This is a genomic window from Cryobacterium sp. W22_MBD10_FK3 (assembly GCF_052113745.1).
GTDB lineage: Bacteria > Actinomycetota > Actinomycetes > Actinomycetales > Microbacteriaceae > Cryobacterium.
Genome location: NZ_JBGQOH010000011.1, coordinates 19,419 through 45,748 on the forward strand (window position 1 = coordinate 19,419; position 26,330 = coordinate 45,748).

Consider the following 26,330-nt stretch of genomic DNA (forward strand, 5'->3'; position numbering starts at 1 on the left):
TCCAGAGCCCGATAAGCGCTCAGCCGACTCACTGGCCCACACGGTCTCGACGCCCGCCACCACAGCTGCGGTCACCTCGATCTCAGACCCGTACGAGCCGGCACACGAGCAGGCCGTGCTGGATGCCGGCCATCTGGTGCATCCGCAGCGCACCCTGGTCGACATCCTGCTGGCCACCGCCGAGGAGCACCCCACCGCCCTCGCCCTCGAAGACGCCGCCGGCGCGCTGAGCTACCGCCGCCTGGTTCGGCTGGTCAACGAGCAGGCCGTGCGGCTGAGCCGGGCGGGCGTGCGCCGCGGCGACACCGTCGGCATCCGCATACCGTCGGGCACCCGCGACCTCTACCTGTCGATCCTCGCCGCCCTCACAGTGGGCGCCGCCTACGTGCCCGTCGATGCGGACGATCCCGAGGAACGCGCCCGGCTGGTCTTCGGCGAGGCCAGGGTGGTGGGCGTGATCGGCGCCGGCGGTGTCTTCACGGTGCGCGAGGGCCTGGACGCCGGGGTGCTCACCGAACGGCCGCTGTCGGCGGAGGAGGACCCGTCGCTGGCGCACTGGGGCGAACCGATGCCCAGCCCCAGCGACGACGCCTGGATCATCTTCACCTCCGGCTCCACCGGGGTGCCCAAGGGCGTGGCGGTGACGCACCGGTCCGCGGCGGCGTTCGTCGACGCGGAGGCCGGCCTGTTCCTGGCCGGCGAGCCGATCGCGCCGGGTGACCGGGTGCTGGCCGGGCTGTCGGTCGCGTTCGACGCCTCCTGCGAGGAGATGTGGCTGGCCTGGCGGAACGGGGCCTGCCTGGTGCCCGCGCCCCGCTCGCTGGTGCGGAGCGGCGCCGACCTCGGCCCCTGGCTGATCGCGCACGGCATCACCGTGGTCTCCACGGTGCCCACCCTCGCCGCCCTCTGGCCCGAGGAGGCGCTGGAGAACGTGCGCCTGGTGATCTTCGGCGGCGAGGCCTGCCCGCCCGAACTCGCCGCCCGCATCAGTGCCCGCGGCCGGGAGGTGTGGAACACCTACGGCCCGACCGAGGCAACCGTCGTGGCCTGCGGCGCCCTGCTCGACGGCAGCGACCCCGTGCGCATCGGCCTGCCGCTGGACGGCTGGAGCCTGGCCGTGGTCGACCCGGCCGGCAACCGGGTGCGCGCCGGCGAGACCGGCGAACTGATCATCGGCGGGGTCGGCCTGGCCCGCTACCTCGACGCAAAGCAGGATGCGGTGAAGTACGCCCCGCACGCCGGGCTCGGCTGGGAGCGCGCCTACCGCAGCGGCGACCTGGTGCGCTTCGACCCCGAGGGCCTGGTGTTCGTGGGCCGCGCCGACGACCAGATCAAGCTCGGCGGCCGGCGCATCGAACTCGGCGAGATCGACGCCGCCTTGCAGGCGCTGCCCGGCGTGGCCGGCGCCGCCGCTGTCGTGCAGACCACCCCGGCCGGCAACCAGGTGCTGGTGGGCTACCTCTCCGTGGCCGACCCGGCCGCCGCCTTCGACCTGCCCGCCGCCACCGCGGCACTCCGGGAGGCGTTGCCCGCCGCCCTCGTGCCGCTGCTCACCCTGGTGGAGTCGATCCCCACCCGCACCTCCGGCAAGGTCGACCGCGCCGCGCTGCCCTGGCCGCTGCCCAGCCTGGCCGGGGCTGGCCCGGCCGACACGGATGCGCTCAGTGCGACCGCCGCCTGGCTCGCCGAACACTGGGCCGCGATTCTCGGCCTGCCCGTCGCCGACGCCGACAGCGACTTCTTCGCCTACGGCGGCGGATCCCTCTCGGCCGCCCAGTTCGTCTCCGCGATCCGGGAGCGCTACCCGGACACCCGGATCAGCGACATCTACGACCACCCGCGGATCGGCGCCCTCGCCGACGAACTCGACGGGCGCATCCCGCCGGTGGCCAGGGCCACCCGGCAGGTGCTGCCCACCCCGGCCCGCAGTGGTCTGCTGCAGAGTCTCTACAGCGTGCCGTTGCACCTGCTCGTGGGCGCTCGCTGGCTGGTATACCTCGCCGCGGCCAACAATGTGCTCGCCGCCGCCGGCGCATCCTTCGCCCCCACCATGTCGTGGTGGTGGGTGCTGGCCGGGTTTGTGCTGCTGGTCACCCCGCTGGGCAAGATGGGCATCTCCGTCGTCGCCGCCCGGCTGCTGCTGAAGGGTGTGAAGCCCGGCAACTATCCGCGCGGTGGTTCGGTGCACCTGCGGTTGTGGCTGGCCGAACAGGTGGCGCACTTCGTTGATGCCGCGAGCCTGGCCGGGGCGCCCTGGATCAGTTACTACGCCCGCCTGCTCGGCGCCCGCATCGAACCAGGCGTCGACCTGCACTCGGTGCCGCCGGTGACCGGGCTGCTCTCGATCGGCGAGCGCGCCGCCATCGAACCCGAGGTGGACCTGGCCGGGTACTGGCTCGACGGGGACACCCTGCGCATCGGCCGGGTGCGCATCGGCGCGGAGGCCGTGATCGGCTCCCGCAGCACCCTGCTCGGTGGCGCGAAGATCGGCGACGGTGCCGAGATCGAACCGGGCTCCGCCGTCTCGGGCCGGGTGCCGCGGGGCGAACGCTGGGCCGGCTCACCCGCCGCGAGGGTCGGCTCCGCGCGCCGCGCCTGGCCCGCCGAACGACCGGCCAACGCTCGCCGCTGGCTGCTCGGTTACGGCGCCGGCTCGGTGGCCCTCGCTGCCATCCCGGCCGCCGCGGTCCTGCTCGGTGTGCTCATCATCGGTCTGGCCGTCGGTGACGCCGGCACCCTGTCCGTCGCGGCCGGCCGCGCCGCCCTCGCCGTGCCGCCGGCCGTGCTCGCCGCCGGGCTGCTCTACGCCGGCGCGGTGATCGGCGCCGTGCGCCTGCTCGGCCTGGGCCTGACCGAGGGGCACCACCCGGTGCGCAGCCGCGTGGGCTGGCAGGTCTGGATGACCGAACGCCTGCTCGACGGCGCCCGCACCCTGCTCTTCCCGCTCTACGCCAGCCTGTTCACCCCGGTCTGGCTGCGGCTGCTCGGCGCCAGGGTGGGCCCTGGCGTCGAAGCGTCCACGGTGCTGCTGGTGCCCTCGCTCACCACCATCGCGCCGGGCGCGTTCCTCGCCGACGACACCATGGTCGCCTGCTACGAGCTGGGCGGCGGCTGGATGCGCATCGGCCGTGCCAAGATCGGCCGCCGGGCGTTCCTGGGCAACAGCGGCATCGCCGGCCCCGGCCGCACGGTGCCGCGCGACGGCCTCGTGGCCGTGCTGTCGTCCACCCCGCGGAAGGCCAAGCGCGGCTCGTCCTGGCTGGGCAACCCGCCGGTGCGCCTGCGCCGCCGGGGGACCGACATCGACGAGGCCCGCACCTTCCACCCGCCGGCGCGGCTGCGCCTGGCCCGGTCGCTCTGGGAGGTGCTGCGCCTGATTCCGGTGTTCGCCTCGGCATGGATAGGGCTCGGGGTGCTCGTGCTCCTCGACGCACTGTGGCTGTTCGGCGGACCCGGCCTGGCGCTGCTCCTCTGCGGGTTCGTGCTGATCGTCGCCGGAGCGGTGGCGGCCGCGCTGACCACGGCTGCGAAGTGGCTGCTGGTGGGGCGGATCCGGGCCACCGAGCATCCGCTCTGGTCGTCGTTCATCTGGCGCAACGAGGTGTCGGACACCTTCGTGGAGATGGTGGCCAGGCCCTGGTTCGCCCAGAACGCCGCCGGCACGCCGTGGCTCGCCCTGTGGCTGCGGTCGTTGGGCGCCACCGTGGGGCGGGGCGTCTGGTGCGAGTCGTACTGGTTGCCCGAAGCCGACCTGGTCACGCTCGAGGCCGGCAGCAGCGTCAATCGTGGCTGCGTGGTGCAGACCCACCTGTTCCACGACCGGATCATGCAGCTGGACACCGTGCACATCGGAGCGGGCGGCACGCTCGGGCCCAACAGTGTGATCCTGCCGGCGGCGCGCATCGACGCCAACGCCACCGTGGGGCCGGGCTCGCTGGTGATGCGCGGCGAGCGGGTGCCCACCGATTCGCTCTGGTCGGGCAACCCGATTGCAGCGTGGCACCGCCCGCCGTGGAAGACTTGACCCTTATGTTGCAGCACACGCCCGCCGTTTTCGGGTCCGCGTCCGCGGGAGACCCCTACCTCCCCGCCAGCGGCAACGGCGGGTACACGGTGGAGCACTACGACCTCGAGCTTGACTACAGGGTCGCCACCAACCGGCTGACCGCGACCGCCACGATCACGGCGCGGGCCCTCACCGGGCTCGGCCGGTTCAGCCTGGACCTGGCCGGCCTGAGTGTCGACAGGGTCACGGTCAACGGTGCTGCGCCCGTCAAGACAACGCACACCGCCCGCAAACTGGTGCTCACTCCCGCCGTGGCGCTGGCGGCGGGGGAGCCGTTCGAGGTTGTGGTGCGCTACCGCGGGGCGCCGCATCCGGTGCGCAGCCACTGGGGCGAGGTGGGCTGGGAGGAACTCACCGACGGTGTGCTCGTCGCCGGCCAACCCAGCGGGGCGCCGTCCTGGTTCCCCTGCAACGACCACCCCAGCGACAAGGCCACCTTCCGCATCCAGCTCACCTGCGAGGCCCCGTACACGGTGGTGAGCAACGGGCCCGTCGTGGCCAGGAGCACCCGGTCCGGCCGCACCACCTGGACCTTCGACGTGCGTGAGCCGATGGCGGCGTACCTGGCCAGCGTGCAGATCGGCCGGTATCGCCGGCACGACCTCACCGCCGCCCCGGTGGCGCACAGTGTGTTCTACCCGCCCGCACTGGCCCGGCAGGTGGCCGTGGACTTCGCCCGCCTGGGCGACATGATCAGCGTGTTCAGCGCCGCGTTCGGCCCGTACCCGTTCCCCGCCTATTCGGTGGTGGTCACCGCCGACGACCTGGAGATCCCGCTCGAGGCGCACGGACTGGGCGTGTTCGGCAAGAACCATGTGGACGGCATGCACGGCAGCGACCGGCTGATCGCGCACGAGCTGGCGCACCAGTGGTTCGGCAACAGCCTAACCCTCACCCGCTGGGCCGACATCTGGTTGCACGAGGGCTTCGCCTGTTACGCGGAGTGGATCTGGGGCGAGGCCAGCGGTGGCCTCAGCGCCCACGCGAGCGCCGTGCTGCACCGCGCCGAGCTGGACCGGCTGCCGAAGAACATCGTCGTGGGTGATCCGGGCCCGCACGACATGTTCGACGACAGGGTCTACAAACGCGGGGCCCTGGCCCTGCACGCCGTGCGGCAGGCCATCGGCGACGAAGCCTTCTTCACCGCCCTGCGCGCGTACACCCGCACCCACCGGCATGGCAGTGTCACCACCGCCGACCTGCTCGGCTGCTTCCGCGTGGCATCCGGTGTCGGTGTCGCCGACAAGATCATCGCCCGCTGGGTGTCGGCCAAGAGCCTGCCGCAGCTGCAGCCGGGCGCCGCGGCGCCGCTCGAACCCTGAGGTCCAGCCCCCTCCGCGAGTCCGAGGTCCAGCCCCCTCCTCGAGTCGCGGCAGAATCCCCCTAGCCGGGCCCTGATGGGGCACTTCGGCGCAACTCGCGCGCCGCCGCCTCCGCGAGCTGCGGCAACGTTCCCCTTGACGAGCCGGGAAGGGGCAGTCTGGCGCAACTCGCGCGCCGGGAACTGCCGAGAGTGCGCGGCCGGATCGGCCGGGGAAGTGCTCGCCGGGGATCGGGGGGCGCGCCACCGGGGTCAGCGGGCGCCGACGGGCATCACCAGCAGCCGCGGCCGCTCGGCGCACACGACGGCGACCGTGGCGACCGAACCGACCGGCGCGGGCACCGAGACGAGGTGCACGTTCCGCACCGGGAACGGCGCGGCCGGCCAGTCGGCCAAGGTCGGCTGACCGGGGGAGCCCGCGACCGCGGCCACGCCGGCCGGGTCCAGGGTGACGGTGAGCTCACGCGGATCGACCCGGAGGCCCACGCCGGCGGCCTTGAGCACCGCCTCCTTGGCGGTCCAGAGAACGGCGAGATCGGCCGTGGCCGCGCGCGGATCCCGGCCGGCCAGGGCCTGTGCTTCGGCGGGGGAGAGCAGCACGTCGTCGACCGGAGCCCGGCCGAGCGCGGCGACGGACTCGACATCGATGCCCACGGGGCCGGCGGCCGTGACCGCCAGGGCGAGCCGCCCGCCCGCCCGGGCGAGACTCACGCGCACGGTGGCGGTGGCGGTGGCATCCGGCTGCCCGACGAGGTGCACCCGGAGCGCACCGTGATCGGCAGCGCCGCAGTGCGGGCACCGCTGCTGCAGCGACACGGATGCGACGCCGACGCCGGCCAGCCGCGCCACGAGCTGCGCGAGTGCCCGGTGGTCGTCGGCCGGGGTCGCCGCCCGGGCGCCCAGGGTGACCACCACGGTGTCGGCCAGATCGATGCCGCGCAGGCCGTGGTGGGAGCGGGATGAGGAGGCAGCGGGCACGCCATCACCCTAGCGCCGGCCGCTCGTGGCCCTTGTTCGGGGGCATCCCGGGTGCAATGATCGTCGTGATCAGCCCGGTTCCACGCACCGGCGTGCGGGGGCTGTCGAGGCTCCAGGCGCGTGGGTGAGGGTGCAGTGAACAGGTTCGAAGGTCTGGCGAAGCCGTCCACTCTCGCCGCCGGTGCGATGTTCATCGTCGGTGCCCTGCTGGACCAGGCGCTCCGACTGATTCCCGACCCGCTCAGCGAGGTCGCGCAGACGCCGCTCTACGCCATCCGTTCGGTCGCTCTGCTGGCCGGCGCCCTGCTGCTCATGCTCTCGTTGGTCTCCCTGTACGTGCGCCGTGCCAAGCAGATCGGCCAGTTCGGTTTCTCGGCGTCGATCGTGGCCGGAACCGGCACTATCCTGCTCAGCGGTCTGTTCTGGACCCAGGCCTTCCTCCATCCCACGCTCGGCAGGGTCGAGCCGAACCTGCTCGACGGCACCGAGCGGCCCGGGTCGTACGCCTTCGGCCTGCTGCTGACGGCCGCGGTCTTCGGCGTCGGCTGGATCCTGGTGGGCAGCGCCATCCTGCGCGCCCGCGTCTACCGCGTGATCCCGGCAGCGTTCATCCTGGCCGGCGGAGCCCTCTCCCTCCTCCCCGCCAATGCGCTCGGTCAGGGCGTGCTCGGCGTCGGCCTGGTGTTGCTGGCGTTCAGCCCCACCTACCGCAAACACGAGGGCCCGCAGCGACACTGACCGGGCTCTGTCCGTCGGCCGGCTCCGCCGGTGCCACACTTGTACCGCGAGTAAAGGAGCGGCAGTGGCGCTGATTGATGACGCGATCTATGTGGATGGCCGTCGGGTGGCAACCCCGGAGACGTTGCAGGAGGTCTTCGAGGTACTCAAAGAGAAGGCCGGGTTCGCCTGGATCGGGCTGTACCGGCCGACCGACGACGAGATCAGGTCGGTGGCCGACGAATTCACCCTGCACCACCTCGCCATCGAGGACGCCCTCAAGGGGCACCAGCGGGCCAAGATCGAACGGTACGCCGACACCCTGTTCCTGGTGCTGCGCCCCGCCCGGTACCTCGACGAGGAGGAACGGGTCGAGTTCGGCGAACTGCACGTCTTCGTCGGCCCCGACTTCGTCGTGACCATCCGGCACGCCGAGTCACCCGACCTCGTCTCGGTGCGCCGCCGGCTCGAGAGCACCCCCGACCTCCTCGCCTTCGGGCCGCAGGCTGTGCTCTACGCCATCCTCGACCAGGTGATCGACGAGTACGCGCCGGTGGTCGCCGGCCTGGAGAACGACATCGACGAGATCGAGGACCAGCTCTTCGACGGCGACCAGGCGGTATCCAGACGCATCTACGCCCTCTCCCGGGAGGTGATCGAGTTCCAGCGCGCCACCCAGCCGCTGATCGGCATGCTCGAGTCACTGCAGGAGGGCTTCGAGAAGCACGGCGTGGACGTGGAACTGCACAGGCACCTGCGCGACGTGCTCGACCACACCATCAGGGTGGTGGAACGCGGCGACGCCTTCCGCCAGCTGCTGCAGAACGCCCTCACGGTGCACAGCACCCTGGTCGCGCAGCGGCAGAACGACGAGACCCGCCGGCTGAGCGAGACCGGGCTGGCACAGAGCGAAGAAGTGAAGAAAATCTCCAGTTGGGCGGCGATTTTGTTCGCTCCCACCCTGGTCGGAACGATCTACGGCATGAATTTCACCCACATGCCGGAGCTAAAATGGCAATTCGGCTACCCGTTCGCGATCACCCTGATGTTCGCCATGGGGTTTGGGCTGTATGCCGTGTTCAAACGCAAGGACTGGCTCTAGGCCCCGAATACCGCCAAATACGCAGAGAAACCTGCGAATGCGGGAAATAACCGGGTGGCCTACCCGAGAACCGGTCAGCGGAGAAATAGGGTGTGGGTGTGTGGCGCCTCGATAGAAAACCAGAAGATGACGACTTTGCGTCGGATTACTCCGACATGCCGTCAGCCGACTCGCGTCTCGCGACCTCCCCGGACTCGGTGAGCCTGGGAGACCCGGCGCTGGTCGCCGGCAACATCGCCGAACCGACCTGGCAACACTGGCGCGACGAACTCGCCGCCGTCGGCGGTCACTCGCCGCTGCTGCACTTCGGTGACAGCCCACGCTCGCGCATCGAGCTCTCCGCCACCCATCCTGGCGGTCTGCCCCAGTTCATCACCGGCAAGACCACCCTGCTCTCCAACCTCATCCGCGACGAGCTGGCGCTGCGGAACGCGCGCCTGGCCGCCAACGAGATCACCCAGAAGGGCATCGAGCTGCGGTCGATGCGCGGCATCGAATCGGTGCACCTCGCCATCGGGCTCGCCCAGTGGCGCTACGGCGACGTCGAATTCACCGCACCGGTGCTGCTGCGGCCCCTGGCCATCCGTCGGTACGGCCGCGACTTCGAGCTGAAGCTCAAGGGCGCACCGTTCCTCAACCCCGAGCTGGCCCGCGCGCTGCACGACCAGTTCCAGATCACCCTCGACGCCGACGCCTTCGTGGCCCTGGCCGTGACCAACGGGGCGTTCAAGCCGCAACCGGTGATCGACCGGCTGCGCGGACTCACCTCGCACCTGCCCTGGTTCAACGTCGTGCCGCGACTGGTGGCCTCCTCCTTCGCCGACGTCGGCCGGGCCATGGCCGCCGACGCGCACAAGCTCACGCATCCGGTGCTCGACGCCGTCGCCGGCAACCCCACCGCCAAGCGCGCCATCGAGATCGCCTACAACCCGGTGCTGCCGATCGCCCAAGACGTACGCCCGCCCGGCACCGACACCCTGCTGCTGGATGCCGACGCCGAGCAGGAGAACGTCGTCGCGCAGATCAGCGCCGGCAACTCCCTCGTCGTGAAGACCCTGCCAGGCACCGGCGGCACCCAGACCATCGTCAACGCCATCGGTTCGCTCATCGCCCAGCACAAGCGCGTGCTCGTGGTCAGCGCCCGCCGCTCCAGCCTCGACGGCATCGCCCACCGCCTCGTGCAGGTGGGCCTGCCCGGCGTGGCCGTCACCCCGCGCACGCTGCGCCGCGACCTGATCCAGTCGATCACCCGCAACGAGAAGTGCACCCAGCCGCGCGTCGGCGATGTGGACGACGCCCTCGTGCGCCTGCGCAAGGTGCTGCTGGACTACCGTTCCGCGTTGACCCGCAAGGATGCCGCACTCGGAGTCTCGGTGCTCGACGCGTTGGGTGAACTCGCCAGGCTCGCCCAACTGCCCGCGCCGCCGTCGACCACGGCCCGGCTCGACCGAGTCGCCCTGGAACGTCTCGCCCACGACCGGTCCAGTGCCGCCGCGGTCCTGATCAAGGCCGCGGTCCTCGGCCAGTTCCGCTACGGCCCCGGCGACTCGCCGTGGTACGGCGCGTCCTTCACCTCCACCGCGGATGCCGGCGCCTCCCACGAGCTGGCCAAGCGGCTCAGCCAGACCGACCTGCCCCGACTGCTGGAGCGCGCCGGCCACCTCGTCGGCCAGACCCGGTTACGCCCGTTCGAGAACGTGCACGAGCTGGGCATCTACCTGCGTCTGCTGTTGGACATCCGCGAGACGCTGGACAAGTTCCAGCCCGCCGTGTTCGACCGCTCACTCACCGAACTGATCGCCGCCACCTCCGCCCGCCGGGATTCGCCCGAGATGACCTCGACGAACCGTCGCCGGCTGCGCAAGCTCGCCGACGAGTACCTGCGACCCGGTGTGCACGTGAGCGACATGAACGAGAGCCTGCGGCGCATCCAGCAGCAGCGCACCCTGTGGCAGCGTTACGCCGCGGCCGGTGTCACACCGGAGGTGCCCGTGGGCATCAACGACGTGCACGTCGCCTACCAGCGCGTCTCCGAAGACCTCGGCAAGCTCGACGTGCCGCTCGGCAACGCCGGCACCCCGCGTCAGCTGGTGTCCAGGCCGCTCCGCGAACTCGTCAAGATGATGTCCGGACTCGCCGCCGAGAGCGAGGTGCTCGCCAACCTGCACGAGCGCACCGCCCTGCTCGCCACGCTGCGCGAGCACAACCTCGACCCGCTGATGACCGACCTCTCCCAGCGTCACGTGTCGGAGCAGGATGTGGCCGCCGAACTCGAACTCGCCTGGTGGCAGTCCGTGCTCGAGGTCATGCTCGGCGGCGACAAGGCCCTGCTCAACGCCAACACGCAGGTGCTCGACAGGCTCGAGGCCGACTTCAAGCTCGTCGACGAGGCCCACGCCTCCACCACCGGGCAGATCCTGGCCTGGCTGCTCGCCGAGACCTGGAAGATCGGCGTCGTCGACTGGCCTGAGGAGGCCGACCAGCTGCGCCGGCTGCTACGCGCCGACCGCGCCACCCCGGCCCGCATCAACGAGGTCTCCCCGCACCTGGGCCGCGTGCTCGCCCCGGTCTGGCTGGCCTCGCCCTATGAGGTCGCCGCTCTCGATGACAAGATGACCTTCGACGCCGTGCTGCTCGTCGACGCCGGCGCGACCACCCTTGCCGAGAACGTGGGCGCCATTCGCCGGGCCAAGCAGGTCGTGGCGTTCGGCGACCCGGTCACGCAGACGCCGTCCGGATTCGAAACCGGCATCGTGGAGCCGGCCGACGTTCCGACGCCGCAGGAGACCAACGTGGATGCGCTGCACGCGGATTCCGCCCTGGCCCGCCTCGGCGAGCTGCTGCCCACCCTCACCCTCACCCGCAGCTACCGGGCCGGCGGCGAGGACCTCGCCGAGCTGGTCAACCACCGCTTCTACGGCGGCCGCATCGACTCGCTGCCCTGGGCGGGCAGCTTCCTCGGCCACGGCAGCCTCACCCTCAACTACGTCAAGGGCGGCCACGGCATGCCCGACGTGGACAGCGGCGCCGTGGAGAGCGTCGACGCCGAGGTCGCGAAGGTCGTCGACCTGGTCATGGACCACGCCGTCAAACGGCCCCGCGAATCGCTGATGGTGATCACCGCCAGCGCCCGGCACGCCGTGCGGGTGCACCAGGCTGTGCTGGCCGCGTTCGCCAAGCGCACCGACCTCAGCGACTTCATCCTCAAGGACCGCGCCGAACCGTTCACAGTGCTCACCCTCGAGCAGGCCGTGGCGCAGAGCCGCGACCGGGTGATCTTCTCGATCGGCTACGGGCGCACCCCGCACGGCCGGCTGCTGAGCAACTTCGGTTCGCTCGGCGAACCCGGCGGCGAACGCCTGCTCGCCATCGGCATGACCCGCGCCCGCCGGGCGATGGACATCGTCTCCTGCTTCCGCCCGGCCGACATCGACGCCGACCGCCAGCGGCACGGCATCCTGGCGCTGTCGCAGGTGCTCACCGAGACCGAGGCCCGCCGCAACGAGGTGCCCGTGCCGGATGCCCGCGAAGCCATGCTCGTTGACCTCGCCCGGCGCCTCGAACGCCGCGGCCTCACCGTCTCGCTCGGGCACCGCGGCAAGCTCGCCCTGGCCGCGTCGCACGCCGGCCGCGCCGTGGTCGTGGAGACCGACGCCGTGGTCAACCGGGCCAGCCTCCGGGAGTCCCTGCGGCTGCGCCCAGAGGTGCTGCGACGCCTGGGCTGGCACTACCTGCGCGTGCACAGCTTCGAACTGTTCAGCAACCCGGATGCCGTGGCCGCCCGTGTCGCCGCGCTGGCCGGGGTCACCCAGACCGAAGGGTCGGACGGTCCGGCGCACCGTGCCTGACGGAGCAGCGGCTGACGGCGCCGCGGGGTCCGCGGGCGCGGCGGTGCCCGCGGCATCCGCCGGCGACGCCGGGGCTGCCCAGCCGCGCCAGTCGGTGGTCAAGTCGGCCGGAGCCCGCCGGGCCCGCCTGACTCCAGCGCCTGACACCGACACCAGCCCGGAGCCGCCCGCCCGTGAAGAGGGCGGGCAGACCGCCGGCAACGGCTCCTCCACCAGCGCGAACGACGCCCGCCTGCGGCAGGACAAGCCCCCGCACTGGTAGTCCCTCCCCGCCCATGCCGGCGAGAGGTCACTTGGGGTCAGTGTGTGGGCCTGTGAGTGGCCTCAACTGTCTTCTCGCGCGCGCCCATGCCGGCGAGAGGTCACTTGGGGTCAGTGTGTGGGCCTGTAAGTGGCCTCAACTGTCTTCTCGGCGTGCTTGCCGGAGTTCCGCGGGAGCGATGCATCCCGCGGCGGGGGCTACAGGGTGTGCTTGGGGCCGTCGGTGGCGTCACCAGTGCGGGGCGCGGCAACAGCCGCGGCGGTGCCGGACAGGCCGGCCGGGGCGGTGGAACCCTGGGCGGCGGCGAGCAGGTCGCGGATCTCGCTCAACAGGTCGATGTCGGTGAGCGGGGCCGTTTCCTCGACTCCGGCGGGCGCCTGTGCGGCCAGGCGGCGCTCCTGCGCCTCCTTCATCCGGTTGATCGGCATGACGAAGACGAAGTAGACCACGGCCGCGATCAGCAGGAAGTTGATGATGGCCGCGAGCACCAGGCCGAACGCCAGGCTGCCGCCGCCGGGAAGGCCGATCAGGAACGAGGTCTTGAGGCTGTCGGCGTTGAAGATGGCACCGATCAGCGGGTTGAAGATTCCCTCGACGATGGCGGTGACGACGGCGGTGAATGCAGCGCCGATGACGACGGCGACCGCGAGGTCGATCACGTTGCCCCGCATAATGAATGCCTTGAAGCCTTGGATCACGGTTGTACCTCCTATGGGGGCGGCTGGCGCCGCGCAATTCGATCGTAGCGGCTGTGGCGCGCGCGCCGGAAGAGGCGGGGCCGCGGCCCCGTGCCGGTCGGGTCAGCTGGCCTTCGGTGCCGGCGTGGGCGTCGAGCTGGACGAGGAGCTCGAACCGCTCGAGGACGATCCGCTGGTCGACGGTGCGGGGGCGCTACTTTTTTCGGCGGGCTTGGCCGAGGACGATTCGGATGCTGACGAGTCTTTCTTGCCGCTCTTCTCGGCGGACAACGAGTTGGACTTGCTGCCCGAGTCTGCACGTGAGTCGTTGCGGTAGAAGCCCGAGCCGGTGAAGCTCACGCCGATCGAGGAGTAGACCTTGCGGAGCTTGCCGCCGCAGGTGGGGCACTCGGTGAGGGTGTTGTCGGTGAACGCCTGCTGGATATCGAAGGCGGTGTCGCACTCGGTGCAACGGTAGGAATAGGTAGGCACTGCGTCTTTTCGGTTTGTATGCGGAGCGGTTGGGCTTGAGGCTAGTATGCGCCAGCCGGGGGCAGGTTCAGAAAACGACGATGCGGGTGGGGGTGACCAGGCCGTTCACGGGCTGGTCGTGCACCTCCCGCGGCACCTCGTCGACGTATTCGTTGTCGAAGACCACGGCGTACACCGGGGGGCACTTCTCCATCGACCCGAGAGTCTTGTCGAAGTACCCACGACCCCAGCCCATCCGCAGCCCGGTCTGGTCGATGGCCGCCGCCGGCACGATGATCAGGTCGACGTCGTTGATCGCGATCGGGCCGAGCAGCTCACCCTTGGGCTCCGGCGCACCCGAGAGGCCCTGCACCTCGGTTTCCTCCTCGCCGACGGTCCAGTCGAGCAGGCCGTCGTCGCGCGAGACCGGGAACAGCACCCGGATGCCCCTGGCCTCTGCCCAGTTCACGAACGGGCGGGTGTTCGGCTCCGTGGGGCTGGAGAGGTAGCAGGTGATCGACCGGGCGGAGAGGTCGGTGACGATGCTCTGCAGGTTCTCGGTGAACCCCGCTGTCGCTGCGTCGCGTTCCGCGGCGGTCATGGTGTGGCGGCGCTCCCGGAGGTCTGCGCGGAGCGCCCGTTTGCGGTGCTCGATGTCAGAATCCATACAAGTCATCCTAGGTGCGTAACCAATACGGGTTGCCGCTAACCTAAAGCCATGGTTACTCACATTACAAAGGCCGTTATTCCCGCAGCCGGTATGGGAACCCGGTTCTTGCCGGCAACCAAGGCAATGCCCAAGGAAATGCTGCCCGTCGTCGACAAGCCGGCCATCCAGTACGTCGTTGAAGAGGCCGTCGCCGCCGGTCTCACCGATGTGCTCATGATCACCGGCCGCAACAAGAACGCCTTGGAGAACCACTTCGACCGGGTCACCGAACTCGAGGCTGTGCTCATCCAGAAGGGTGACCGTGACCGTCTCGCCAAGGTGAACGAGTCCACCGACCTCGCCGACATGCACTACGTGCGCCAGGGCGACCCGCTGGGCCTCGGCCACGCGGTGCTCCGCGCCAAGATGCACGTGGGCCGCGAACCGTTCGCCGTGCTGCTCGGTGACGACATCATCGACGCCCGCGACCCGCTGCTCGACAAGATGCTCGCCGAGCAGATCTCCCGCAACACCAGCGTCGTCGCCCTCCTCGAGGTCGACCCGTCGCAGATCCACCTCTACGGTGCCGCCGCGATCGAGAAGACCGACGACCCCGACGTGGTGCGCATCACCGGTCTGGTCGAAAAGCCGGCGGCAGAGGATGCCCCGTCCAACCTGGCCATCATCGGCCGCTACGTGCTGCGCCCCGAGGTGTTCGATGTACTCGAGCACACCAAGCCGGGCAAGGGCAACGAGATCCAGCTCACCGACGCCCTGCAGGAGATGGCGGTCACCCCGGAGACCACCGGCGGCGTCTACGGCGTCATCTTCCGCGGCCGCCGCTACGACACCGGCGACCGGCTCGACTACATCAAGGCCATCATCCAGCTGGCCGTGGACCGCGACGACCTCGGTGTGGAACTGCGCCCGTGGTTGAAGGAGTTCACCGCCACGCTCGACTGAGTCACCGCGGGCTAAGCTGCGCATCATCCTCGGGCTTCGGCCCCCAACCAGACGGGCTCTTCGTGCCGACCGCGATCCCTACCCTCCGCGAGGGTGCCGTGACCCTGCGTCCGATCAGGTTGCGCGACGCCAGGGCTCTCGAGCGTGAGCTCATGGCCAACCGGTCCTGGTTGCGCACCTGGGAGGCCACCAGCCCGTATGCCCCGATGTCGTTCGACACCAGGGCCAGCATCCGCAGCCTGCTCGCGCATTCGCGCACGGGCAGCGGTCTGCCATTCCTGGTGGAGTACAACGGGGAGCTGGCCGGCCAGCTGAACGTGTCGTCGATCACCTGGGGGTCGCTCTCCAGCGCATCCATCGGCTACTGGGTCGGCGAGGAATTCGCCGGCCGTTCGATCACCCCGATCGCCGTCGCCCTCGCCACCGACTACTGCTTCGCGCAGCTCGGCCTGCACCGGATGGAGATCTGCATCCGGCCGGAGAACGCACCGTCGTTGCGGGTGGTGGAGAAGCTCGGCTTCCGCTACGAGGGGCTCCGCCGCCGGTTCATCCACATCAACGGCGCCTGGCGCGACCACTTCGCGTTCGGCCTGGTGGCCGAGGAGGTGCGCACCGGGGTGCTGCGACGCTGGCAGGACGGCCAGGTGCCGCCGGGCAACGCGACCGTGAACGAGTACGACAGGGCCGCCGCCGCGCATCCGTTGCCGGTGGACAAGTGACACACCCCCCGGTAATCAGGCACGGATGGCGCTGCGACTCATACGTTAGGGAGCATGAGTAGCGAAGTCCTGGGTGGGGGAGTGATGGTGGCCGTTGCCGCCGCGCTCTGGGTGACGTACCTCATGCCGACATGGGCGAGACGCCGGCAGTATCTCGCCACCGAACGCAACGCCGTGCGCCTGCAGCAGACCCTGCGGATCCTGGCCGAGACGTCCGAAATCCCCCAGGAGGTACGCGTGGAGACCAACGCGCGCGGTGTGTCCGCCCAACGCAAGATCCTCGCTCAAGCGGAGGAAGACGCCCGGATCGCGTCGAAGGCCGCCGGCGACGCCGCCACGGCCGCCCGGCGTGCGGCGGTGCTGCGCGCCGCAGCCGCCCGACCCAAAACCCTCACCCCGGCCGGCAAGGCCAAGCGCCTGCGCGCCATGCGCGCCCTCTCCACCCTGTTGCTGGTGGTGGGCCTGGTGTTCACGGTTGTGGGCGTCACCATGCTCTCAGCGGGCATCTGGACACTGCTGGCCGGCGGCCTGGTCGCCGCCGTGACCGCCGTGACCACCCTCGGCCGCCTGAACACTGTCAGCCGGTCCGCCCGGGCACCACGTGTCGCCGCCGGCGCCGATGCCGCCTCCGCCGGCCGCCGCGCGCCCGCATCCGGTCAGCGCTTCGAGCCTGTGCATTTCGACGAGGCCCCCGTGGCGCAGCCCACGCCGTGGACCCCGCAGCCGCTGCCCAAGCCCCTGCACCTGTCGCCGGGATCGATCGCGCAGGCCGCGATGGCGTCGGTGGATGCCGCTGCCCAGTTGCGCCAGGCCGCCACCGAGGCCGAGCTGCAGCGCCGCGCCGCGGCGATGGCCGAGGCCATCGCCCCGTCGGAGGTCACCCCGATCACCCGCCCGGTGGCCCGCGCCGCCGCGGCGAAGGCCGCCCCGCAGACGGTGCCGAGCAAATTCGCCAACATGGGCATCATCGGCGACACCGAGCCGGGCATGACCGACCTTGACGACGTGCTGCGCCGTCGCCGCGCCGTCGGCTGACGGTGCGACGGTTCGGACCGCTCGCGCTCGCGTGATATTGTAAATACGCAGTCTGGGGCTATGGCGCAGTTGGTAGCGCGTCTCGTTCGCAATGAGAAGGTCAGGAGTTCGAATCTCCTTAGCTCCACCACTGAAACAGAAGGACCGCGGCCCCCGGGCTGCGGTCCTTCTGTGTTTCACGGCATCCGCTGCCATTCGTGACCAGGCGGGCAGCGGATGCCGGAATCCGGCCGCTGCGGATGGTTAGGATTGGGGTCAGTGCCGGGGCCGGCGGGCCGCGGAGCCCGGCGGCTCCGGTGTTCGAGACAACCGGAGAGAACCATGACAGCGCATCAGGACCAGCCGGCGGCCACGCCGCCCGCCGCCGTCGTCGAGGGAGTCTTCGACCTGGCCAGGGACGGCCGGACCGGCCCGCTCGGTGAGATGCTCGACGCCGGGGTGCCCCTCGACCTGGTCAACGCCCGCGGCGACAGCCTGCTCATCGTGGCCGCGTATGCTCAGCACCGCGACACCGTGCAGGAGCTGCTGCGCCGCGGCGCCGACACCAGCGTGGTGAACGGCATGGGGCAGACCGCCCTGGCCTGTGCCGTGTTCCGGAACAACGAGCCGATCCTGCTCGACCTGCTGACGGCCGGCGCCGATCCGGATCTCGGCAGCCACTCCGGCATCCAGATCGCCGACCAGTTCGCCCTGCCCCGCATGCGCGAGGTACTCGAAACCCACACCGGCGCCTGACCCGCTGGGGCTGAGTCACCGTGCGGTGAACGAAGCTGACCCGATGTCGTCGGTCGTTGTTAGCGTGACGGCACCTGAAGTTAGAGGGCACAGGCGGCGAGGGGCGGATGCGGATGGACGAGAACCCGGACACAGTGGGTAGCGGCGGCACAGGCGGCACAGGCGGCACAGGCGACACAAACGACACAGGCGACGCTGCCGGTACCGGCGGCATCGCGGTGCGGTTCAGGTGCGGGCACGGGGCGGATGCCGCGGACGCCCGCGTCACCCTGCAGCGGGATTGCCCGCTCTGCATGCTGCTGGCCGAGACCAAGCGCAGCCGGGAGCAGCTGCTTCGCCGTGTAGCTCCGCCCGGTCGGGCAGCCTTGGCCCAGGAGACCCGTATCGGGGTCGACTACGAGTGGATCTGCACTCGGGGGCACTCCCGGTACCGGGCGCCCGTGCGGGAGGCCCTCACCGGGCCTGGCTGCCCGAAGTGCCAGAAGAACGCGCAGGCGCCGGCCGCCCGGTTCGAAGGCGGGGTGCCGTTCATGAAACCCGGGCTGAAAACGCGCACCTCGCAGGCCGAGCAGAAGCTGCGGATGCTGCTGGGCGAACGCATCCGGCTGCCGCACCGGGTGAACGCGATCCGCATCAGCCGCACCTTCTACGGCAAACCGGAGGTGTGGCCGGACATCATCATTCCCGCGCTCAGGGTGGCGATCGAGTACGACTCGCCCGGACGCGACAAGACCTCGCACCGCGGCCTCAAAGAGGTCTCTGACCTGGAGAAGGATGCGGCCCTGGCCGAGGTGGGCTGGGCGGTGATCCGGGTGCGTGCCGACGGTCTGGGCGCCGTGGGACCGCACAGCATCGTGTGCTCCGGAGTGACCGCCCAGCTCGTCGACGAGATCCTGACGATGCTCGCGGCGATCCGCGGTGAGGCCGCCGTGGCTGCCCTTATGAGAAGCGAGCCGAGTGGATAGAGTGGGCCGCACAACAGGCTCACGGTCGAGCGGGGGCGGCACGTGGGCACCCGGACCGAAGGAGCTCCTGCCGTGCTGCACACCGACATACCCACCAGAGACGACGTCGACACCCTCGCAGCGGTGCGCAAACATCCGTGCGTCTCGATCTACCTGAGCACCACCCCGCTGCCGCAGGACTCGGACAAGGCCAGGGTGGAACTGAAGAACCGGCTGACCGAGGCCGTGCAGCAGCTGCGCGACGCCGGGGCCGAGAAGGGTGTTATCGAGGAGCTGCAGGAGACCCTCGACGACCTCATCGGGGACTCCGATTTCTGGCGGTCCCTCTCGTACAGCCTCGCCGTCTTCGCCACCCCAGACAGTGTGCGCACCTTTCGGCTGCCCAACCGGCTCAGCGGTGCCATCGAGGTGTCCGACCGGTTCTACCTCAAGCCGCTGTTGCGCGCGGTCACCTTCCCGCAGGCCGCGTTCGTGCTCGCGCTCGCGCAGAACTCCGTGCGGCTGCTGGAGATCAGCGCGGAAAGCCCGGTGTATGCGGTGTCGGTGCCCGGGCTGCCCAGCGACGTGGCCGACGCTGTGGGCCTGCCGTCGATCAACGGCCGCACGCAGGACAGCCACATCATGGGTGGGCGCATCCAGGGCGGTGAGGGCCAGAAGGTGCGGATGCGCCAGTACGCCCGCGCGATCGACCGGGCGTTGCGTCCGGTGCTCAGCGGCCTCGACCTGCCGCTGATCCTGGCCGCCGCGGAGCCGCTCGCCGGTATCTACAGGTCGGTGAACAGCTACCCGAACCTCACCGACGGCATCATCGCCGGCAACCCGGAGGAGACCCCGGACGAGGACCTCGGCCGGGCGGCACGACGCATTCTGGACGAGCTGTACGCCGCCCAACTGACCGAGCTGGTTGACCGGATGGCCCGCAGGGCCGCGCACGGCCGCGCCGTCACCGACCTCAGCGACGTGGCGCGGGCAGCCACCTACGGTGCGGTGGAGACCCTCTTCGTGGACATCGACCAGAGCGTGCCTGGGTTGGTGGACGAGGAGAGCGGCGCCGTCACCCTGAGCGATTCCGAAGACGCCGTGAGCTACGGTGTCGTCGACGAGATTCTGCGGCGGGCACTGTTGTCGGGGGCGGAGATCTTTGCGGTGCGATCCGACGACATGCCCGGCGGCGGCGCGGTGGCCGCGGGGGTGCGGTTCATGGTCTGACGACCAAAAAACCGGTGCCGCCTGCAGGCAGGCGACACCGGTGAGTCGTGAATCCGGGCGTCAAGCGACCGGCTGGAAGCGAGTTAGCGCTTGCGAGCCTTCTCGGTCTCAGCGGACTTGAGCTGCTTGTCGGCGCGCTTTTCCTTGAGCGACTTGCCGGCGACCTTCTTGGTCGCATCCTTCTTGGGTGATTTGTCAGCCATGTGTACTCCTTCGACCTGAGCCCGAGTGGCACCGATGATCTGACCCTACGCGGGTTCCGGAGAAAGGGCATCTTCAGGCGCTGCGGGTGCCCGGTGACCGCCCGATTGGGGGCCCGGGCTGGCCCTGTGCCTTTCGGAGGTGTCGACGTAGGCTGTCTGCGATGAGGCGCCTCGTCACTGGGACGAGACGTCGTACGGAGAGCCGGGAGATCATGAGCGCACAGGAAACGTACAAAGCAGTGCTATTCGGTCCGAACGTGATCGGGTCCGGCACCGAAATCGAGTTGCACTTCGCCAACGGTGGGTACCAGGATGTGGTGGTGCTCGAGGCCGTCGAGGACGGCCAGACGATCACCCGCACCTACCGGAAGGGGCGGGAGACCGAGGAACCCATTCCGTACCGGTTCGTCGACGAGGAGGTCTCGGACGAGACCACCGAGGGGGAAGTTCCCAACTAGCCGCTCGACACAGGACTCCGGCGGCCGCGCGGGATGCGCTGCCGCCGGAGTTTCGGTGGTGCCGGGCTAGATGCGGGCGCCCGGCTTGGTGCTTCGGCTCAGCCGCACGGGCAGTGCCATCAGCGGCCCCACGAATCGACGTTGCAGGCTGCGGCCGGGGCCCCAGACGTACTGCACGATCAGCTGGGCCAGGATGGCGCTGGCCGCCAGGGCCACCGCGATCGCGCCGGCGGTGAGCAGGTTGAGCAGCCCGTTGATGTCACCGTCGGACATCTGCAGGAGCCCGCGGAACAGCGCCAGACCCGGCACCAGCGGCACCAGGGCGCAGACGATGATCACCAGGGGAGGGGTGCGCACGATGCGCGCGCCGACGGCGGCCAGGAGCCCGGCACCCATCGCCGCGGCGCCGGAGGACCAGACCAGCCCGAAACCGGCATTGCTGACGCCCAGGTAGACCGCCTCGGCCACGGCGCCGAGCAGGCAGACCACCCAGAACGCCCGCCACGGCACCTGGGTGCCCAGCGCGAAGCCGGCCACGATGACCACCGCGGCGACGAGCTGGATGGCGACGACACCCAGGGTGGGGGTCACATCCGCGCTGATCCCCAGGTCGAGCCCGAACCTGACCAGCACCAGCGAGGAACCGGCGACTCCGGCGACCAGGCCGCCGGTGATGAGGAGGGCTTCGATGAGCCGGGCCGTGCCGGTGAGGTAAAACCCGGACAGGGTGTCGTGCACCGCGCCGAAGGTGGTCACCCCGGCCAGGAGCATGATGATGGTGGCTACCACGACGAGTGACGGGCTGGCGGAGGGGTCGATCAGCCGCACGATAGCGGCGAAGATCGGCCCGACGGCGCCGCCGACGACGGTCTGGTAGAACAGCGGCACGCGGCGTCTGTCGAGCGCCGTGGTGAGGAAGTCGATCACGATACCGGCCACGAAAGCGGCGATGATCACGGTCGGGCCACCGCCGATGAGCGCCGCCGCGCCGGCGCCGACCAGGCTCCAGCCGATCCGGCGGTACAGCAGAGACACCTGCGGCTTCGACGACACGATCGTCGCCAGGCGCTTGCGGGCCTCCGGAACATCGGTGGGTTCGTCGATCAGATCGGCGATCAGCTCCGACGTGGCGGTGAGCTTGGCGTAGTTGAGGGTGCGGTACTTCACGTCCCGGCTGCGCGAGATGGACTCGTGGGTGGACTGGTCTTCGTGGGTGAGCGTGATGATCGTGTGGGTGATGTTCGCCTCGGTGCCGCGCAGGCCGTAAGCGCGGGTCAGCGCGAGCATCGCTGCCGTGGCGTCTTCGGCGCCGGCGCCGGAGGCGAAGATCACTTCGGCCAGCCGCATGGTGAGGTCGAGCACCGACCGGGTGTACGCGGCAATGTCGATGACCGGGACCGCGATGGTGGAGGTGCTCGGTGCATCCTCGTAGGCCCGTACGGCGGCGATGCCGCTGGCGTCGGCCCGCAGGATCGGGATGCTCGTGGTGACCGGGCGCGGGGTGGTGGGGTGCGGAGCCCGATACGGCTGCCTGGGCACCGGAGCAGTCACCGGACCGGCGGCGACCGGCATCGGCTCGGTGGTTGCCGGTGGGGTGGATTCGGGCACGGTAGTCAACTGGACAACTTCAACACTTCGGGGATCGGTGATGCGGGGAGGGAACGTGCGCGGCTGCTCAGACATCGAGGGGGCCGAGCCAGGCTGTCGCGACGGTGGCGTGGGCGGAATCGGCGTTGGACGGGTGGAACAACCCGGCCAGCACGTCCCGGTAGAGCCGGCCGAGTTCATCGCCGGCGAAGTAGCTGGCTCCGCCGTTCACACGCAGCATCAGGTCCACGACCTGCCTGGCGCTCTCCACGCTGCGATGTTTGAGACCGGCGAGCTTGGCGAACCAGAACGAGCCGTGGTCGGCGAGGGCGTCGACGTCGCGGGCGAGCGCCTGGATCTGCGGGTGGATCGCGTCCAGCAGCAGGGCCGCCTCGGCGATGCGGCGGCGGATGTCGGGATCCTGCGCGAGCGCACGGCCGTCGTTTTTGGCCGAGCGGCGCCGTTTTGCGGCCTGCACGCCGAGCTCCAGGGCCCGCTCGGCGATGCCTGTGTACACGGCCGAGAGCAGGATCTCGAAGGTGGCGAAGATACCGAAGATCAGCGGGTCGTTGACCGGGCCGGGTGGCAGGGCGCGCACCACCCGGTCGGCTGGCGCGTAGGCGCCGTCGAGCAGGGTGGTCTGGCTCTGGCTGCCGCGCATGCCGAGGGTGTCCCAGTCGTCCTTCCGGGTGATGCCGGGGTGGGTGCGGTCCAGGAACGCCCACACGATCAGCGGCCGGTCCGGGTCGGAACTGTCCAGGCCCATGGTGCCCAGCTGGGTCCAGACCGGGGAGAGCGAGGTGAAGACCTTGGTTCCCGTGAAGCTGTAGCCGCCGTCCGGGTGCGGCACGGCGTTTGTCGACGAACCGAACAGCACCAGGTCGTTGCCGGGCTCGCTGACCCCGAAACCGAAGATTGCGCCCTGCGCGGCTTCGGTGAGCACGAACTCGAGGGCAGCGTCGCCCCGGTCGGACATGGCCTTGGCGACACCGGTCCAGACCAGGTGCATGTTCACGGCGAGGGCCGTGGCCGGCGCGTGCGCAGCCAACCGGGCCTGCTCGGTGGCCAGCTGCGGCAGGGTGAGGCCCAAACCGCCGAACCGGGTGGGCACCAGGGCGCGAAGGTAACCGGCCTCGGCGAGCTCCGTGATGTCGTCGAACGGGAAGGTATTGGCGGCGTCGTGGGCGGCGGCACGGGACCGGATGCGGCCGAGCAGGGCGTCGTCGAGCACGGCCGCCGGGGCGGCGGGGGAGGGCGCTGCGGGGCGCGAAAACTCGGTCACACCCGCAAGCCTACGTAGCCTTTCCCTTCCGCGTGGACAGGCGCACGATGAGAAGCACGATCCCGCCGGCCAGCGCCAGGATTGCCAGCCAGGGCAGGGCGAAACCGACGCCCACCAGGAGGGCGCCGAGCGCGGTCACCAGCGTGTTCCAGCCGGCCACGATGCCGGTCCAGAAGTTGTCGGGGGCGCCGGGAGCGACGGTGCCGGTGGAGTAGAGATCGAGGCCGACCGTGGAGTACTCGATCTGGTCGGTGAGGTAGTCCCGCTGGGACTTCATGCCCTCCAGCTCGGCTTGGCGGGTGGACAGTTCGCTCTCGATGGCGATCAGGTCGGTGGTGTTCGTCGCCTGCGACATAAGCGTGAGCAGCCGGTCGACTGAGGTGGTGAGTGCGGTGATCCGGGCGTCGAGGTCCTGACTCTGCTGGGTGACGTCGGAAGCGTTGAGGGACACGTAGTTCACGGTGCCGAGGGCGCGGAGCAGGTCGAGGGTGCGGTCGAGGTCGCCGGCCGGGATGCGCAGGGTCAGGTTCGCGCTCGCGGACTGGTTCTCGGTTTCGGGCGTCTCGGTCCGACTGTCCACGCGGCCGCCGGCCTCCTCGACGATGGTCGCGGCGTTCTCGGCGGAGCGGAGCGGGTCTTCGACGGTGAGCGACACCGAGCCTGTGGTGATCACGGAGCGATCGGCAATGGCGGCATCGCCGGCGACAGCATCGCCAGGCGCGACCATCTCGCCGGGCTCGGTGCCGGCATCCATCGACTCGGACCGGACACCCGGCGCCAAGGAGCTCGACGAACCGAGTGCTGTGCAGCCGGCCAGGAGCAGGCCGATAAGGGCCAGCGTGCCCATGACGCCGACCCGTCGCGTCAGGCGGAGGGGCCGCTGCCGCCGGCCGGCCGGCACCGCACCGTTACTGTCCGCGCTGTTGCTCATGGGCCAACTGTAGGGTCGGGCCGCAGCCGCAATCTGGGTGGTTTCTGGGAGTCGGATCACAATCGAGTCTCGGCTCAGGGCCGCGCCGTACGCTCGAAGCGGCACCCGTTTTCGACGGGGCCGCCGCCGGAAATACGATTCAGCACTCGTTCTAGGAGGAACCATGGGATTTGCAGACGACGCCAAAGACGCACTCGCCGCCACCGGCCAGAAGATCCAGCGCGCAGCCGAGGACACCAAGGAGCGCGTGTCTGACAAGGTCGACGAGGCCAAGGCCGATGCCGAAGTGAAGAAGGCCGAGGCCGGTGTGAAGCACGCCGAGGCCGAGCGCGACGCCACGAAGGCCAAGAACGACTACAAGGAAGACCTGCGCGAATAGCGCTCGAACAGCCGGACCCCCGGACCCCGACCGCTCGAAGCGGCATGCGGGCGGCGCTGGCGGAGATCGTCCGCCGACGCCGCACCCCGCGGTTGCACGTGCAGACCGACACCGGAACGGGACCCGTGGTGATCCTGGTGCACGGTATCGCGTCGACGGCGGTCACCTTTCGCAAGGTCGTGCCGCTGTTGGCGCCCGGGCACCGGGTCGTCGCCGTGGACATCCTCGGGCACGGCTCCTCACCCGCACCGCCGGACTGCGAGTACACCCTCGACGATCATGTCGACGCGCTCGCCGCCACGATCCGGGACCTGCGACTGCGGGAACCGTTCGTCCTGGTGGGGCATTCGCTGGGCAGCCTGATCGCGACCCGCTACGCGGCCACACACCGCCGGTATGCCCGCCGGGGCATGAAGGTCGCGAGGCTGCTGCTGGTGGGGCCGCCCATCTATCTCTCGCCCACCGACATCGGCGATCCGTGGGTGCGTGCACGGGTGACCGCGTACCTGCGCGCCTACGAATTCCTCCGGTCGAACAAGGACTTCACCCTCGCCAACGCCGCGGTGCTCGGCCGGTTGCTGCCCAAGGGCATCCTGGACCTCACGGCGGAGACCTGGACGCCGTTCGTGAAATCGCTCGAGCATTGCATCGAATCCCAGACCATGGTGAGCGACATCGCCAGCCTGCGGATTCCCGTGGACCTGATCTACGGGGCGTTGGACGCCTTCGTCGCGCCGGGCAGCCTGCGGGTGGTGGAGCGGATGCGGCACGTCACCACCCACCGGGTGGAGGCCAACGACCACATCGTGCGCAGCCGGATCGCCCGGGTGCTCGTGCGGGTGATCGACGGCGCCGCCGACCCGGTGCCCGCGGGCGATCGCGCGGCGTGACCCGCCCGCGGCCGAGGGGGCCCGACCGCCCGAGTTGCCAGGGCGGGCCGGCGCTGCCAGCATGAACCTGATGATGAATCCCGCCGAGTACCTCCAGGCCTACGACGACCAGCTGCGCACCGACGCGGAAACCCCGAGCGCGATCGGCGTGACCCGGTTGGGCCCGCTACGGCTGGTGACCTTCGCCGGTGGCCGCGGCTTCATCACCTACCGCGACCTCGGCGGAGCCGACCAGGCCGGCATCGCGCAGCTGGTGACTGGCGCCCTCGAGTACTTCCGCGCCGACCCCGGGGTCTCCCGCGTGGAGTGGAAGAGCCGAGGCCACGACGAGGCCCCCGGCCTGCACGCGGCGCTCCTGTCGAACGGGTTCGAGGCGGACGAGGCCGAATCGATCATGATCGGCCCCCTCGCTGCGCTCTGTGCCGACGTGGCCACGCCGGACGGCGTGACGCTGCGGCGGGTCACCTCGGAGGCCGACGTGCGCACGATGAGCGCCACCGTCGACGAAGCGTTCGGCGACGCCGTCGACACGCGGATGGCCGACGCCCTGCTCGAGCGGGTCGCTCTCGGTGACGGCATGGAGCTCTGGGTCGCCGAGGTGGCCGGCCGCATGGTGTGCGGCGGCCGACTCGAGCCGGTGCCCGGAACCGACTTCGTGGGTATCTGGGGTGGCGCGACCCTGGCGGACTATCGTGGCCGCGGTATCTACCGTGCCCTGACCGCCGCCCGTGCCCGCTCCGCGCTCGCCCAGGGCAAGACCCTGGTGCACAGCGATTCGACCGAATACTCCCGGCCCATCCTGGAACGATCCGGCCTGATCAAGGTGTCGACGACCACGCCGTATAACTGGGCGCGCTAGGGCCAAACCGCTCGCGGTCAGGCC

23 protein-coding genes and 1 tRNA gene are annotated in these 26,330 nt (G+C 70.3%); 17 read left to right on the top strand and 7 right to left on the bottom strand.

Annotation, left to right across the window (positions count from 1 at the left end; all coding sequences use genetic code 11):
* Nucleotides 1–115: 115 nt before the first annotated feature.
* The gene (locus ACEN2M_RS11745) at nucleotides 116–4,024 is read left to right on the top strand and encodes a Pls/PosA family non-ribosomal peptide synthetase (protein WP_441648386.1); all 3,909 of its coding nucleotides are present in this window, start codon (nucleotides 116–118) and stop codon (nucleotides 4,022–4,024) included.
* 5 nt (nucleotides 4,025–4,029) lie between these two features.
* The gene (locus tag ACEN2M_RS11750; protein WP_441648312.1) at nucleotides 4,030–5,388 is read left to right on the top strand and encodes a M1 family metallopeptidase; all 1,359 of its coding nucleotides are present in this window, start codon (nucleotides 4,030–4,032) and stop codon (nucleotides 5,386–5,388) included.
* A 251-nt stretch (nucleotides 5,389–5,639) separates the two neighbouring features.
* Here the strand turns inward: ACEN2M_RS11750 and ACEN2M_RS11755 are convergent, their stop codons facing one another.
* Nucleotides 5,640–6,365 (bottom strand): 4'-phosphopantetheinyl transferase family protein, encoded by a 726-nt coding sequence (locus ACEN2M_RS11755; RefSeq protein ID WP_441648313.1) that lies wholly within the window; start codon nucleotides 6,363–6,365, stop codon nucleotides 5,640–5,642.
* 135 nt (nucleotides 6,366–6,500) lie between these two features.
* Here ACEN2M_RS11755 and ACEN2M_RS11760 point away from each other — a divergent pair, with 135 nt between their 5' ends.
* The 4 genes from ACEN2M_RS11760 (at nucleotide 6,501) to ACEN2M_RS11775 (ending at nucleotide 12,294) form a co-directional block, all read left to right on the top strand.
* Entirely contained in the window at nucleotides 6,501–7,103 is a 603-nt protein-coding gene (locus ACEN2M_RS11760) for a hypothetical protein (protein ID WP_441648314.1), read from the top strand.
* Nucleotides 7,104–7,167: 64 nt separating this feature from the next.
* Nucleotides 7,168–8,184: a magnesium and cobalt transport protein CorA gene (locus ACEN2M_RS11765; RefSeq protein ID WP_441648315.1), complete on the top strand. Its 1,017-nt coding sequence runs from the start codon at nucleotides 7,168–7,170 to the stop codon at nucleotides 8,182–8,184.
* Between the two features lie 155 nt (nucleotides 8,185–8,339).
* On the top strand, nucleotides 8,340–12,032 hold the full coding sequence (locus ACEN2M_RS11770) for an AAA family ATPase (protein WP_441648316.1): 3,693 nt from the start codon (nucleotides 8,340–8,342) through the stop codon (nucleotides 12,030–12,032).
* Complete coding sequence (locus tag ACEN2M_RS11775; protein ID WP_441648317.1) at nucleotides 12,025–12,294, top strand: hypothetical protein; 270 nt, start codon at nucleotides 12,025–12,027, stop codon at nucleotides 12,292–12,294. Before ACEN2M_RS11770 ends, ACEN2M_RS11775 begins: the two co-directional genes overlap by 8 nt.
* 197 nt (nucleotides 12,295–12,491) lie before the next feature.
* Here ACEN2M_RS11775 and mscL read toward each other — a convergent pair whose 3' ends face one another.
* The 3 genes from mscL to ACEN2M_RS11790 all read right to left on the bottom strand — a co-directional run bounded on the left by mscL (nucleotide 12,492) and on the right by ACEN2M_RS11790 (nucleotide 14,109).
* Entirely contained in the window at nucleotides 12,492–12,992 is a 501-nt protein-coding gene (mscL, locus tag ACEN2M_RS11780) for a large conductance mechanosensitive channel protein MscL (RefSeq protein ID WP_441648318.1), read from the bottom strand.
* A 102-nt stretch (nucleotides 12,993–13,094) separates the two neighbouring features.
* A complete protein-coding gene (locus ACEN2M_RS11785) occupies nucleotides 13,095–13,463 on the bottom strand; it encodes an FmdB family zinc ribbon protein (RefSeq protein ID WP_441648319.1) in 369 nt (122 codons plus the stop codon).
* A 67-nt stretch (nucleotides 13,464–13,530) separates the two neighbouring features.
* Nucleotides 13,531–14,109, bottom strand: coding sequence for a 5-formyltetrahydrofolate cyclo-ligase (locus tag ACEN2M_RS11790; protein WP_441648320.1), 579 nt, complete (start codon nucleotides 14,107–14,109; stop codon nucleotides 13,531–13,533).
* A 51-nt stretch (nucleotides 14,110–14,160) separates the two neighbouring features.
* Here ACEN2M_RS11790 and galU point away from each other — a divergent pair, with 51 nt between their 5' ends.
* From galU to ACEN2M_RS11830, 8 genes are all read left to right on the top strand, one after another.
* Nucleotides 14,161–15,054, top strand: a complete 894-nt coding sequence (galU, locus tag ACEN2M_RS11795; protein ID WP_441648321.1) for a UTP--glucose-1-phosphate uridylyltransferase GalU — start codon at nucleotides 14,161–14,163, stop codon at nucleotides 15,052–15,054.
* A 62-nt stretch (nucleotides 15,055–15,116) separates the two neighbouring features.
* Nucleotides 15,117–15,773 (top strand): GNAT family N-acetyltransferase, encoded by a 657-nt coding sequence (locus ACEN2M_RS11800; RefSeq protein WP_441648322.1) that lies wholly within the window; start codon nucleotides 15,117–15,119, stop codon nucleotides 15,771–15,773.
* A gap of 54 nt (nucleotides 15,774–15,827) precedes the next feature.
* Nucleotides 15,828–16,808: a hypothetical protein gene (locus ACEN2M_RS11805; protein WP_441648323.1), complete on the top strand. Its 981-nt coding sequence runs from the start codon at nucleotides 15,828–15,830 to the stop codon at nucleotides 16,806–16,808.
* Between the two features lie 54 nt (nucleotides 16,809–16,862).
* A tRNA-Ala gene (locus ACEN2M_RS11810) sits at nucleotides 16,863–16,938 on the top strand.
* Between the two features lie 191 nt (nucleotides 16,939–17,129).
* Nucleotides 17,130–17,543: an ankyrin repeat domain-containing protein gene (locus ACEN2M_RS11815; RefSeq protein ID WP_441648324.1), complete on the top strand. Its 414-nt coding sequence runs from the start codon at nucleotides 17,130–17,132 to the stop codon at nucleotides 17,541–17,543.
* Nucleotides 17,544–17,656: 113 nt separating this feature from the next.
* Nucleotides 17,657–18,508, top strand: coding sequence for a hypothetical protein (locus tag ACEN2M_RS11820; RefSeq protein WP_441648325.1), 852 nt, complete (start codon nucleotides 17,657–17,659; stop codon nucleotides 18,506–18,508).
* Nucleotides 18,509–18,580: 72 nt separating this feature from the next.
* A complete protein-coding gene (locus ACEN2M_RS11825) occupies nucleotides 18,581–19,717 on the top strand; it encodes a baeRF11 domain-containing protein (protein ID WP_441648326.1) in 1,137 nt (378 codons plus the stop codon).
* Between the two features lie 415 nt (nucleotides 19,718–20,132).
* Nucleotides 20,133–20,378 carry a hypothetical protein gene (locus ACEN2M_RS11830; protein WP_441648327.1) on the top strand — a complete coding sequence of 82 codons (246 nt, stop codon included), beginning with the start codon at nucleotides 20,133–20,135 and terminating at the stop codon, nucleotides 20,376–20,378.
* Between the two features lie 66 nt (nucleotides 20,379–20,444).
* On the opposite strand, the gene ACEN2M_RS11835 is transcribed toward ACEN2M_RS11830, so the two are convergent.
* The 3 genes from ACEN2M_RS11835 to ACEN2M_RS11845 all read right to left on the bottom strand — a co-directional run bounded on the left by ACEN2M_RS11835 (nucleotide 20,445) and on the right by ACEN2M_RS11845 (nucleotide 24,178).
* Entirely contained in the window at nucleotides 20,445–21,986 is a 1,542-nt protein-coding gene (locus ACEN2M_RS11835) for a threonine/serine ThrE exporter family protein (RefSeq protein WP_441648328.1), read from the bottom strand.
* A 67-nt stretch (nucleotides 21,987–22,053) separates the two neighbouring features.
* Nucleotides 22,054–23,247 carry an acyl-CoA dehydrogenase family protein gene (locus tag ACEN2M_RS11840; RefSeq protein WP_441648329.1) on the bottom strand — a complete coding sequence of 398 codons (1,194 nt, stop codon included), beginning with the start codon at nucleotides 23,245–23,247 and terminating at the stop codon, nucleotides 22,054–22,056.
* A 10-nt stretch (nucleotides 23,248–23,257) separates the two neighbouring features.
* Nucleotides 23,258–24,178, bottom strand: a complete 921-nt coding sequence (locus ACEN2M_RS11845) for a DUF4349 domain-containing protein (RefSeq protein WP_441648330.1) — start codon at nucleotides 24,176–24,178, stop codon at nucleotides 23,258–23,260.
* A 163-nt stretch (nucleotides 24,179–24,341) separates the two neighbouring features.
* Between ACEN2M_RS11845 and ACEN2M_RS11850 the strand changes: the two genes are divergently transcribed.
* The 3 genes from ACEN2M_RS11850 (at nucleotide 24,342) to ACEN2M_RS11860 (ending at nucleotide 26,306) form a co-directional block, all read left to right on the top strand.
* Entirely contained in the window at nucleotides 24,342–24,557 is a 216-nt protein-coding gene (locus ACEN2M_RS11850) for a hypothetical protein (RefSeq protein ID WP_441648331.1), read from the top strand.
* Between the two features lie 44 nt (nucleotides 24,558–24,601).
* Nucleotides 24,602–25,447 carry an alpha/beta fold hydrolase gene (locus ACEN2M_RS11855; protein ID WP_441648332.1) on the top strand — a complete coding sequence of 282 codons (846 nt, stop codon included), beginning with the start codon at nucleotides 24,602–24,604 and terminating at the stop codon, nucleotides 25,445–25,447.
* 70 nt (nucleotides 25,448–25,517) lie between these two features.
* Complete coding sequence (locus tag ACEN2M_RS11860; protein ID WP_441648333.1) at nucleotides 25,518–26,306, top strand: GNAT family N-acetyltransferase; 789 nt, start codon at nucleotides 25,518–25,520, stop codon at nucleotides 26,304–26,306.
* Nucleotides 26,307–26,330 lie beyond the last annotated feature (24 nt).

Bases quoted from the DNA above. Each gene is read 5' to 3' on its own strand.
- galU (WP_441648321.1), top strand. From the start codon at position 14,161: ATGGTTACTCACATTACAAAGGCCGTTATTCCCGCAGCCGGTATGGGA.
- ACEN2M_RS11770 (WP_441648316.1), top strand. From the start codon at position 8,340: ATGCCGTCAGCCGACTCGCGTCTCGCGACCTCCCCGGACTCGGTGAGC.
- ACEN2M_RS11845 (WP_441648330.1), bottom strand. From the start codon at position 24,178: ATGAGCAACAGCGCGGACAGTAACGGTGCGGTGCCGGCCGGCCGGCGG.
- ACEN2M_RS11805 (WP_441648323.1), top strand. From the start codon at position 15,828: ATGAGTAGCGAAGTCCTGGGTGGGGGAGTGATGGTGGCCGTTGCCGCC.
- ACEN2M_RS11850 (WP_441648331.1), top strand. From the start codon at position 24,342: ATGGGATTTGCAGACGACGCCAAAGACGCACTCGCCGCCACCGGCCAG.
- ACEN2M_RS11790 (WP_441648320.1), bottom strand. From the start codon at position 14,109: ATGGATTCTGACATCGAGCACCGCAAACGGGCGCTCCGCGCAGACCTC.
- ACEN2M_RS11815 (WP_441648324.1), top strand. From the start codon at position 17,130: ATGACAGCGCATCAGGACCAGCCGGCGGCCACGCCGCCCGCCGCCGTC.
- ACEN2M_RS11855 (WP_441648332.1), top strand. From the start codon at position 24,602: ATGCGGGCGGCGCTGGCGGAGATCGTCCGCCGACGCCGCACCCCGCGG.
- ACEN2M_RS11830 (WP_441648327.1), top strand. From the start codon at position 20,133: ATGAGCGCACAGGAAACGTACAAAGCAGTGCTATTCGGTCCGAACGTG.
- ACEN2M_RS11860 (WP_441648333.1), top strand. From the start codon at position 25,518: ATGATGAATCCCGCCGAGTACCTCCAGGCCTACGACGACCAGCTGCGC.
- ACEN2M_RS11750 (WP_441648312.1), top strand. From the start codon at position 4,030: ATGTTGCAGCACACGCCCGCCGTTTTCGGGTCCGCGTCCGCGGGAGAC.
- ACEN2M_RS11820 (WP_441648325.1), top strand. From the start codon at position 17,657: ATGGACGAGAACCCGGACACAGTGGGTAGCGGCGGCACAGGCGGCACA.